Annotated in this window: 11 protein-coding genes; 9 read left to right on the top strand and 2 right to left on the bottom strand. The window is 41.5% G+C overall.

Translation table 11 applies throughout. The annotated features are described in order from the left end of the window. Nucleotides 1–99 precede the first annotated feature (99 nt). The 5 genes from gatC (at nt 100) to lepB (ending at nt 3,774) form a co-directional block, all read left to right on the top strand. A complete protein-coding gene (gene gatC / locus IQ224_RS07130) occupies nt 100–396 on the top strand; it encodes an Asp-tRNA(Asn)/Glu-tRNA(Gln) amidotransferase subunit GatC (RefSeq protein WP_002747882.1) in 297 nt (98 codons plus the stop codon). A gap of 94 nt (nt 397–490) precedes the next feature. After that, nucleotides 491–892, top strand: a complete 402-nt coding sequence (locus tag IQ224_RS07125; RefSeq protein ID WP_002738428.1) for a phosphomannose isomerase type II C-terminal cupin domain — start codon at nt 491–493, stop codon at nt 890–892. 694 nt (nt 893–1,586) lie between these two features. Next, on the top strand, nt 1,587–1,958 hold the full coding sequence (locus IQ224_RS07120; RefSeq protein WP_002739421.1) for a hypothetical protein: 372 nt from the start codon (nt 1,587–1,589) through the stop codon (nt 1,956–1,958). A gap of 407 nt (nt 1,959–2,365) precedes the next feature. Further along, nucleotides 2,366–3,199 carry a nucleoside triphosphate pyrophosphohydrolase gene (mazG, locus tag IQ224_RS07115; RefSeq protein WP_002747879.1) on the top strand — a complete coding sequence of 278 codons (834 nt, stop codon included), beginning with the start codon at nt 2,366–2,368 and terminating at the stop codon, nt 3,197–3,199. Next, nucleotides 3,199–3,774, top strand: coding sequence for a signal peptidase I (gene lepB, locus IQ224_RS07110; RefSeq protein ID WP_002747877.1), 576 nt, complete (start codon nt 3,199–3,201; stop codon nt 3,772–3,774). Before mazG ends, lepB begins: the two co-directional genes overlap by 1 nt. A gap of 9 nt (nt 3,775–3,783) precedes the next feature. On the opposite strand, the gene IQ224_RS07105 is transcribed toward lepB, so the two are convergent. Next, nucleotides 3,784–4,272, bottom strand: coding sequence for a universal stress protein (locus IQ224_RS07105; RefSeq protein WP_002747875.1), 489 nt, complete (start codon nt 4,270–4,272; stop codon nt 3,784–3,786). Nucleotides 4,273–4,290: 18 nt separating this feature from the next. Between IQ224_RS07105 and IQ224_RS07100 the strand changes: the two genes are divergently transcribed. Together IQ224_RS07100 and pheA are read left to right on the top strand one after the other, a co-directional pair. Continuing rightward, nucleotides 4,291–4,698 (top strand): hypothetical protein, encoded by a 408-nt coding sequence (locus IQ224_RS07100; RefSeq protein ID WP_228036120.1) that lies wholly within the window; start codon nt 4,291–4,293, stop codon nt 4,696–4,698. 55 nt (nt 4,699–4,753) lie between these two features. Continuing rightward, complete coding sequence (gene pheA / locus IQ224_RS07095; RefSeq protein ID WP_194032764.1) at nt 4,754–5,608, top strand: prephenate dehydratase; 855 nt, start codon at nt 4,754–4,756, stop codon at nt 5,606–5,608. 41 nt (nt 5,609–5,649) lie between these two features. Here pheA and IQ224_RS07090 read toward each other — a convergent pair whose 3' ends face one another. Beyond that, the gene (locus IQ224_RS07090) at nt 5,650–7,575 is read right to left on the bottom strand and encodes a sensor histidine kinase (protein ID WP_002747866.1); all 1,926 of its coding nucleotides are present in this window, start codon (nt 7,573–7,575) and stop codon (nt 5,650–5,652) included. A gap of 91 nt (nt 7,576–7,666) precedes the next feature. Between IQ224_RS07090 and IQ224_RS07085 the strand changes: the two genes are divergently transcribed. Continuing rightward, a complete protein-coding gene (locus IQ224_RS07085) occupies nt 7,667–8,347 on the top strand; it encodes a dihydrofolate reductase family protein (RefSeq protein WP_002747865.1) in 681 nt (226 codons plus the stop codon). A 36-nt stretch (nt 8,348–8,383) separates the two neighbouring features. Continuing rightward, on the top strand, nt 8,384–9,574 hold the full coding sequence (locus tag IQ224_RS07080; RefSeq protein ID WP_194032763.1) for a GNAT family N-acetyltransferase: 1,191 nt from the start codon (nt 8,384–8,386) through the stop codon (nt 9,572–9,574). The last annotated feature ends 28 nt before the right edge of the window (nt 9,575–9,602 follow it).

Raw genomic sequence — 9,602 nt, 5'->3', positions numbered from 1 at the left:
ACCCTACACCCCACACCCCACACCCTACACCCTACACCCTACACCCCACACCCTACACCCCACACCCTACACCCCACACCCTACACCCCCATTTCTCCCATGATCGATCGAGCAACAGTTGAAAAAATCGCCCATTTAGCCCGTTTAGAGATTACCAACGCTGAAGAAGAACAATTTGCGGGGCAATTAAGCGGGATACTGGATTATTTCGAGCAGTTAAGCGAATTAGACACGGAAAATGTGCCACCCACCACGCGAGCGATCGAGATTCAAAATATCACTCGCACTGATAGTAATAGACTTTATCCCGATCACGAGGTCTTAGTGCAGGAATCGCCGGCCCCAGAAGGGGATTATTTCCGGGTTCCCCGTATTCTCAACAGCGACGAAGAGTGAATCAGTGATCAGTTGATCACTGATTTAGATGCCATCTAGGGTTTTTGCTGCTATCTTGGACTAAGATCAGACCTAGCAATGGAGACATAATATAATGATCGCAGCCCAAGATGTGGCACCATTTCAGCTTATTTCGAGCGTAGAATCGGCGGCAACAGAATTTAGGCCCTGGGGTTCCTTCACCACCCTAGAGGAGGGTCCCGGTTATAAAATCAAGCGGATTGAAGTGAATCCGGGTCATCGTCTCAGTTTACAGATGCACTACCATCGCAGTGAACATTGGATTGTCGTTTCGGGGACGGCAAAAGTCACCTGTGGAGATAACGAGGAAATTCTCGGTGCTAATCAGTCCACCTATGTGCCGCAGTGTACCGCTCACCGTCTGGAAAACCCCGGGGTGATCAAATTGGTATTAATTGAAGTGCAGAATGGGGAATATTTAGGAGAGGATGATATAGTGCGTTTTCAGGATGATTATGCTCGCCATCAGAGCTAAGACTGCTTTTAGGGGGACAGAAAGGCAAGAAACTATATTTTCGCTCCAAAAACCTTTTTAGGTTAGTCTGTCTGACTGTCTTCCCTGCTGTCAAGGCTTGTCAATTTCTAGAAAAATTTTCTTTTCGGGCCAGGTAGCGGTTTTCCTCATGGGCAGAAAAATAAACTTCCCCTAGACCCTGTGTGGGAAGCTTGAGGAAAGCTGGGCTAGGGGAAATAATTTATTCCTTTGCTGGATTAACTTTAGTATATAACTCTCATTTGTCAGGACTATAACAGCCGGATGTCAATTCTGTGACAAGTGCGAGTTTTCAGTTTACTGATTGCTGGTGACTGATTACTGGTTACTGTCGTCCACCTATTTTCTGAGAATTCTAGAGGTACTTGTAAAGATTTGTTACAAAGAGACGAGGAAAAATCTGAGGACAGGGAGACAAGAAAGGATTATCGACGGGGATCAAGGATTTCAGTAGGAAACTGGATTGGGGATCAAGGGAAACCGATTGTAAAGTTTTCGATACCTCTTGGCGATTTTTGTAATAGTTCGATACATATAACATAGATGATCGGCGATGATTGTAAATTTATATTGCGAATAGCTCATTTTCTTCGGTGTTTTTCCTATACTGGTTTTCATCAACTTTGAGCCGACGTGCAGAAAAGTTAGACCACCAAGTTTGTAAGAGGTCAGGAAGATGCAATTAACCGCAAGAAATAACTGGGGCCACGTTTCTTTAGCAATGCTAAAAAGCTTTCTTCTCTGGAGTTTCGTCCTCACTGTCTGTTTATTAGTAGTGGGATTTCCTTTAGTAGTATTAATGATGACAGTGGGGGCATTGTCTGCGATTATCTTACAGTCAGTTTTACCGGTTAGTTCCGTGCTTTTAGTGGCAGGAATGATTATTGGTATTAACATTTTGGCTATCCTAATTAGTGCCGCTTTGTTAGCAGCAAAAGGTGTTCATCCCCATGAAGTTAGCTGGCTGCACTGGTTACACGGTGAGGTAAAAACCTCTCATCAAGCTGTTTATGCTTCTTGTCCCCTAACTTGCGGGATGATTCATTAAATCTGATTCTCTTACAGCGGAATTGCTTACCTTTTTTCTATTTAGATTTATTTAAGTTTTCAACTGCCTTATCGGTTGATTATACACACTCCAAGCTAGTGCAACCCGGTGAAACCGGGTTTTTTCATTGTTATTGAGCTAAAGCAGTTATCTGAATGGTGAGGTACGAAGTTTTCATTTTGGGGGGTAGGTCTTCAATCAAATTAGGTTAAACTTCATCTATTATGAGAAAAGCTGTGACTGAATATTAGGAAGATAGGGAGATGAGAGCTTTTTTGCTGTGATCGGTAAACAGTGATTAGTGAACTGAAAACTCACATCTGATAACTGATCACTGATAACTGATAACTGATAACTGATAACTGATAACTAACTGGTATAATGGGCGAGAAAACCGGAAAAAATCGATGTCTAGCCTTCCAGAAACCGACAATCCCAGTTACAAGGCCATCTTAGCGGCATTAAACCATTTAATCAGCGTTGTTGCCCGTTTACGAGACCCAGAAAGCGGCTGTCCTTGGGATTTAGCGCAAACCCCGGAAACCCTAATTCCCTACGTTATCGAGGAAGCTTATGAGGTGGTAGCAGCGATTAAAAGTGGTGATAAAACTGCCATTGCCGAGGAATTGGGCGATTTACTGCTACAGGTGGTTTTACAAGCCCAAATTGCCAGTGATGAGGGTAATTTTAGCCTAGAAGAAGTGGCTAGAGGCATCACTGATAAATTAATTCGTCGTCATCCCCACGTTTTTGGGGAGCTATCCCTAGAAAATCCCGAACAGGTGCGTCAAAATTGGGAGAAAATCAAAGCTGAGGAAAAAAATGACCCGACTATTAGCGGCAAATTAACCCGTTATGCCCAAACTTTACCACCCTTGATCGGGGCGATGAAAATTTCTCGGCAAGCAGCGCGAGTCGGTTTTGATTGGGAAAATATCGCGGGAGTCTGGGAAAAATTTGGCGAAGAGTTGGCAGAATGGCAAGAGTCCCTAGAATCGGGCGGTAAAGAGCATCAACAGGCCGAATTAGGCGATTTACTCTTTACTATTGTCAATCTTGCTCGCTGGTATGATTTAGACCCCAGTATCGCTTTACAAGAGACTAATCTGCGTTTTATTCAACGTTTTTCCCTAGTGGAATCCGTGGCAGAAAAGCCTCTCCATGACTATACACTAGAGGAATTAACAGTTTTCTGGCAGCAAGCGAAAGCTAAGTTAAACCAACCATCATCTGGGCAATAATGCAAGAGCAAGAAATTAATAAGGACAAATCCAAGAGTTTTTGGGCTTCTATTCGAGAAAATCTGCAAATTATCACTATAGCTTTAGTTTTAGCCCTACTGATCCGCACTTTTGTGGCTGAACCTCGTTTTATCCCCTCGGATTCTATGTTACCCACTTTAGAACAGGGCGATCGCTTAGTGGTGGAAAAACTTTCCTACGATTTCCATCCTCCTCGACGGGGGGATATCGTCGTCTTTGAACCACCGGCACAATTACAATTACAGGGATATCAAAAGGACCAAGCTTTTATTAAAAGAGTGATTGCCACCCCAGGGGATGTGATTGCTGTCAAGGAGGGCAAAATTTATCTGAATAATCAACCCTTGGCAGAGGATTATATTCTAGAATCCCCTCAATATAATTTAATGCCTTTGCTCGTGCCGGAAAATAATTTATTTGTCATGGGAGATAATCGCAATAATAGCAATGACTCCCATATCTGGGGGTTTTTACCGGAAAATAACGTGATTGGTAGGGCGGTTTTTCGCTTTTTTCCTTTTAATCGTTTGGGGATTTTAGGGGGGAATAGCTAACAGGAATTTTTAGTCCTGACGATGTTGAACAATTAAGACGGAACAGGGGGCATGATGGAGAACATAATTACTCACACTACCTAAGAATAACTCTCCTAGACCCGATCGCCCACGCCGACCGATGACAATTAAATCAATATTTTCCTCTCGCGCCACTTTACAGATAGTTTTGGCGGCATGACCGTAAATTTGCCGGTATTCTCCCTTTACACCCATTTCTCCCGCTTGATTAGCTCTTTTTTGCAACATAGCCACCCCTTTCTGCTCAAATTCTTCCCATTGTTGCCGCCAAAAATCGAGAGTCAGATCATTGCCCTGGGCGGGGTAAATATCGGCTAAATTGGGTGGAATCGGTAAAGGGCTATAATCTTCTTCAGGGGAAAGGACGTGCAGTAGTAGGAGGTTAGCTTCATACTTACTGGCTAAGGATACAGCCTGTTTAAAGACACTCTCCCCCATCTCTGATAAATCTACTGCTATCAAGATTTTTTGATACATTTTTCAGCCTCTGCAACCATGCCTTATTTAACGGAATCCGACGCTATTAAAAATGCGATCGATCACTTTTCTCATTTTCCCATTCTTTGGTTAGATACGGAAGTGGCCGATTACGATAGCAAGACTCCCCGTTTGTCTCTGATTCAAATTCTGGCTGATTCCACGGACTTAACGGGAGAGCGGGTGACAATTTTGGATGTTCTCGATCAACCGGAGCTTACTGACTATTTTATCACTAAAATCCTGTTGGTTGACTGGATAGAAAAGGTTTTTCACAATGCTAGTTATGATTGTAGATTTTTGGGCGGTAAAAGCAAAGTTAAAAAAATTACCTGTACCCTAGAGTTAGCTAAAAAGGTTCCCTACTATATTGCTACTTTACCCAATTATCAACTGAAAACTGTGGTTGAATTAGGTTATACTTGATATTTATGAGAAAGGCTGTAATAGCTAGAAAAAATTGCTTGCGGGGATAATTTCAATGACTGTAAAGATCGCTTATCTGGGGCCAGTGGGAACCTATTCAGAAACAGCCGCTTTAACATTTGCTAACAGTTTAGCACCCCAGCCTCATCAATTAATACCCTATCCTAGCATTGCCTTGGCCCTGCGATCGGTTGTCCAAAATCAGGCCGATTTAGCAGTGGTTCCAGTGGAAAATTCCACCGAGGGAAGTGTGGTAATGACTCTTGATGCTTTATGGCAATTACCCGGGTTACAGATTCAACAAGAATTGGTTTTACCGATTTCCCATGCACTCTTATCTTCCAGACAATCGCTAACAGAAATTACCACCGTTTATTCCCATCCCCAAGCTTTAGCCCAATGTCAAAAATGGCTAGAAAATAATTTACCTACTGTGCCGATTATTCCCACCAATTCTACCACAGAAGCGATTCAAATTCTTGATCGAGAGGCCAATTCGGCCGCTATTGCTTCCCCCCGAGCAGCAAAACTCTATCATGTACCAATATTAACAAAACCAATTAATGATTATCCCGATAATTGTACCCGTTTTTGGGTAATGGCTTTAACTTCCCATCCCCAAGGGGAGCGAATGTCCCTCGCTTTTCAGGTTTTAGATCAACCCGGTGCTTTAGTCAAACCTTTAGAAGTTTTTGCCAAACGTCAGCTTAATTTATCTCGGATTGAATCGCGACCAACTAAACGATCTTTAGGGGAATACATATTTTTTATTGATCTAGAAATTAATCTGGATCAACAGCATTTAATCGCAGAAACTTTAGAAGAATTAACAAATTATACCGATGCGATCGAGGTTTTTGGTGCTTATCAGGTGGTTAATTTACCCGTAGAAAGTTTAGAGGAATTATAAACTAAATTCCCCAGAAATTACAGGAGTTAAATAGAGATATTTTAGTTTTTAAGAGAGGGAAGAATCGGCAAAGATGAGTTTTCCTCTGGGGTAGAATCAAGCTTTTTTTCCCCCACCAGAGGAAGAATAATTTCTACAGTTGTTCCTAAACCTTGACCTTGACTAGAGATAGTAATATCTCCCCCCATTACTTTCATAAAATTCTTAGAAATAGCTAATCCTAAACCTGTACCGCTAAATTTTCTAGTTGTGGAACCATCAATCATCACAAAAGGACGGAATAATTTTAATTGCTGCTGGGGGTCGATACCGATTCCTGTATCGACTATAGTGATAATAGCCTGTGGATATTCTAAGTGAGTTATCAGAGAAATAGTTCCCGTCTCGGTAAATTTAATTGAGTTAGAAATAACATTCAAAATTACCTGTTTTAATTTAGTGGGATCAGCATAGACTATCGGATTTTCTGGACAGAAAAGCAAATTTAGTTTTAGGTGCTTACCCTGCAGCGATGCTGTTTGTAAACTAACAACTTCATTGATAATTTGGTGTAAATCTACTGGTTCAGGATCAACGGAAAGTTTGCCTGCTTCTATTTTAGCAATACTGAGAATATCATCAATAATTTCCAAAAGATGTACGGCTGCCTTATCCGCTTGTTGCAAATATTCTTTTTCCTCCTCTTCACTGTTACAAAATCCATCCATAACGCAACGAATTGAGCCAATAATACCATTAAGAGGGGTGCGTAATTCGTGGGAAGTATTCGCCAAAAATTGGTTTTTTAATTGACTAGCATTTTCCGCTTCTTGCCGACTCTTAACTATTTCCTCTCCCCAAAGACGTAAACGTTCGAGCATTTCCTCTAGGGACGAGGCTAACTGATTAATTTCTCTAATATTAAAATTTTGTGGTCTAATCTTTTGGGAAGGAATTTTCTGAATATTTAAGGCATAATCTCGCAGTTTCTCTAAAGGTCTAGCTAAATCCCTAGCAATAAGTACAATAGCTACTAAATAAGCTAATAATAAACCAGAAATCAGATAAAAAATTGCCTCCCAAATTTGTTGTAGAGGAGCCAGAGCTTGGGAGAGGGAACTAATGGCTAAAACTACCCATTTTTGGGATGATTCTCCCGTAACTGGACTGGGGAGGGAACTGTAACCAGCGACTAATTCTTTGCCATATTTCTCGAAAGAAAATAAATGGAGAAATCTCCGTCGACCTCTAACAGCATTATCGATGATCAGATTGAGACGTTCCGCATCAGCTTCTTGACTGATATGGCTACCAATGCGATGAAAATAGGGATGAGCGAGAATAATGCCATTTTCAGAAATAACCACGGGATAACCTGACAAAGAACCGGGTAAAACCTTCTCACGGTAAAGTAGAGAAGTTTGCAGAATCAGACCAGATCGTAATTGTCCTTGATTATCGTAGATGGGAACGGCAAAAATTAATTCTAATTGACGATTGTTATTGGGAGATTTAATTAGAAGTTTTCTAGGTAAACTTCTAATTAAAATATTCTCGATATTTCCAGCAAAGCTAGTCCGTTTTTTTGCCCATCTTTCCAGAGGCAAAACTTCGAGTATTGCTGGTTCACAGGCTCGATTTAATAAAGGTTTCTTGGTCTTAATATCAATTAATTTCACACAGTTAATCTGATTAGGAAGCAGCACTGTTAATTGTTGTAAAAAAGCTTCTTTTTCGGCTAAGGTTCCCTGTTTTAAAACCAGACTTTCCCCCGCAGTGATCATATTGGCCCGCAAAAGTTGAATTGATTGCTCAATATTGTCTTCTTTTCTGATGGCACTTTCGGTGAGATTTTGACGGGCCGTTTCCAAAAAAGCCGATCGCGCCTTACGATAGGTGACATAAACTCCCATTAGTAGTACAGGAACACTAACCAAGAGTAAGCGAGAGAGCAGAATACGACGAAAGGAGGATTGACCGATAGACATGGGTGAAAATTGCTTTGATTCTTGCTATCAAACTCCAGACTATACTAGCCTATTAACCAATCGGACCGGGTGATATCCCTGATCATTTGCCATGAGTCGTCCTCACACCAGCGTTATTTTAGCCATGAGTGCCGATGGTAAAATTGCCGACGCATACCAGTCAGCGGCCAGATTTGCCTCTGCTACCGATAAAATACGTCTAGAACAACATTTATCCTCCATGGATGCCACTTTATTCGGTGCTAACACCCTACGCGCTTATCACACCAGTCTTCCTATCCGTCATCCCGACTTTCTCGCACACCGTCAACAACGGGGATTATCTTCGCAGCCGATACAGATCGTTTGTTCTTATTCAGGCCAGCTTGATCCCCAGATGAAATTTTTTCAGCAGCCTTTCCCTCGCTGGTTAATCACGGCAGCGGAAAAAGTGGCGGTATGGGAAAATCGGGGTTTATTTGAGCTTGTCTTAGTCTGCGGTGATTGGAAGGCTATTTTTAGTCAATTTACCGCCCTAGGTATCAAAAAGCTGGCGATTCTGGGAGGAGGTGAATTAATTGCCTCTCTTTTAGCTGAAGATTTAATCGATGAAATCTACCTAACCATTTGTCCTTTGTTGTTAGGAGGCAATAAAGCGGCAACTCCCCTGGGAGGAACTGGATTTATGGCTGATTCTGCCAGAAAATTACGACTTTTGAGCGTGGAAACCGTGGAAGCAGAAATTTTCCTACATTATTCCCTTGAACGAGATTCCCACAAATCTCAAAACTAGATTACCTTAAATAAAAAGGTTGACTTATCTTGTGCCATGGTAGAACAGCTTAAACCTCAATATTCTGTCGCTTGGATTGATAAAATGAGTGAGATTCCCCAACAAAAATGGGATGCTCTCGCTCAACCCCTAACTACTCCCTTTCTAGAGTGGGAATGGTTACATAATATCGAAACTTCTGGCAGTGCCACGGGACGCACCGGGTGGCAACCGGCTCATCTCACAGTTTGGTGCGGTACTGAGTTAATTGCTGCCGCTCCTTTGTATATTAAAAGTCATAGTTATGGTGAATTTGTCTTTGACCACCAATGGGCAGATCTTTCCCATCGTTTGGGGATTAGGTACTATCCGAAACTGTTAGGAATGACCCCTTTTACTCCGGCGGTGGGTTATCGTTTTTTAGTTGCTCCGGGGGAAAATGAACTGGAGATTACTGCTTTAATGATAGCGGCTATTGATCATTTTTGTGATCAAAATAATCTGTCGGGTTGTCATTTTCTTTTTGTGGATCCCCAGTGGCGAATTTTAATGGAAAATTTTGGCTTTACTCCCTGGTTACATCATAGTTATATTTGGAATAACAAAGGTTTTCAAAGTTTTGAAGATTATCTGACGGTTTTTAATGCTAATCAACGGCGCAATATTAAACGGGAACGGAAAGCGGTGACTAATGCGGGGTTAATTATTAAAACTCTGGCTGCCGAAGAAATTCCCCATCATTTATTCCCGTTAATTTATCGGTTTTATAGCAGTACCTGTGATAAATTTTACTGGGGAAGTAAATACCTGACACAGAAATTTTTTGAACAATTATATCCGAATTATCGTCAGCGAGTGGTTTTGATTACTGCCTACCAGAATGAAAAGGATACTAAACCGGTGGGTTTATCTTTTTGTATTCGCAAAGATACTAATCTTTATGGTCGTTACTGGGGCAGTTTTCAAGAGTACGACTGTTTACATTTTGAAGCTTGTTACTATCAACCGATCGATTGGGCAATTAGTCAAGGTATTACCATGTTTGACCCCGGTGCGGGAGGACAACATAAAAAAAGACGGGGTTTTCCCGCCACTGCTAATCACAGTTTACACCGTTTTTATCATGGCAAAATTACTCAAATTCTCCGCAACTATATCCAGGAAATTAATCAAATGGAACAGGAAGAAATTGATGCAATCAATCAAGATTTACCCTTTTCTAAGAGAGAAATTGAGTTGAACGAGTAATTTAGATAGGGTTTGTCCCTGGGTGCAA

Origin of the sequence: Microcystis sp. LEGE 00066 (assembly GCF_015207925.1) — a bacterium.
In the GTDB taxonomy this organism is placed as follows: Bacteria; Cyanobacteriota; Cyanobacteriia; order Cyanobacteriales; family Microcystaceae; genus Microcystis; species Microcystis ichthyoblabe_A.
This window is presented reverse-complemented; position numbering and strand designations above follow the sequence as displayed.

Excerpts from the sequence above, each read along its gene's own strand:
- gatC (WP_002747882.1), top strand. The coding sequence starts at position 100 with ATGATCGATCGAGCAACAGTTGAAAAAATCGCCCATTTAGCCCGTTTA.
- IQ224_RS07125 (WP_002738428.1), top strand. The coding sequence starts at position 491 with ATGATCGCAGCCCAAGATGTGGCACCATTTCAGCTTATTTCGAGCGTA.
- IQ224_RS07120 (WP_002739421.1), top strand. The coding sequence starts at position 1,587 with ATGCAATTAACCGCAAGAAATAACTGGGGCCACGTTTCTTTAGCAATG.
- mazG (WP_002747879.1), top strand. The coding sequence starts at position 2,366 with ATGTCTAGCCTTCCAGAAACCGACAATCCCAGTTACAAGGCCATCTTA.
- lepB (WP_002747877.1), top strand. The coding sequence starts at position 3,199 with ATGCAAGAGCAAGAAATTAATAAGGACAAATCCAAGAGTTTTTGGGCT.
- IQ224_RS07105 (WP_002747875.1), bottom strand. The coding sequence starts at position 4,272 with ATGTATCAAAAAATCTTGATAGCAGTAGATTTATCAGAGATGGGGGAG.
- IQ224_RS07100 (WP_228036120.1), top strand. The coding sequence starts at position 4,291 with ATGCCTTATTTAACGGAATCCGACGCTATTAAAAATGCGATCGATCAC.
- pheA (WP_194032764.1), top strand. The coding sequence starts at position 4,754 with ATGACTGTAAAGATCGCTTATCTGGGGCCAGTGGGAACCTATTCAGAA.
- IQ224_RS07090 (WP_002747866.1), bottom strand. The coding sequence starts at position 7,575 with ATGTCTATCGGTCAATCCTCCTTTCGTCGTATTCTGCTCTCTCGCTTA.
- IQ224_RS07085 (WP_002747865.1), top strand. The coding sequence starts at position 7,667 with ATGAGTCGTCCTCACACCAGCGTTATTTTAGCCATGAGTGCCGATGGT.
- IQ224_RS07080 (WP_194032763.1), top strand. The coding sequence starts at position 8,384 with ATGGTAGAACAGCTTAAACCTCAATATTCTGTCGCTTGGATTGATAAA.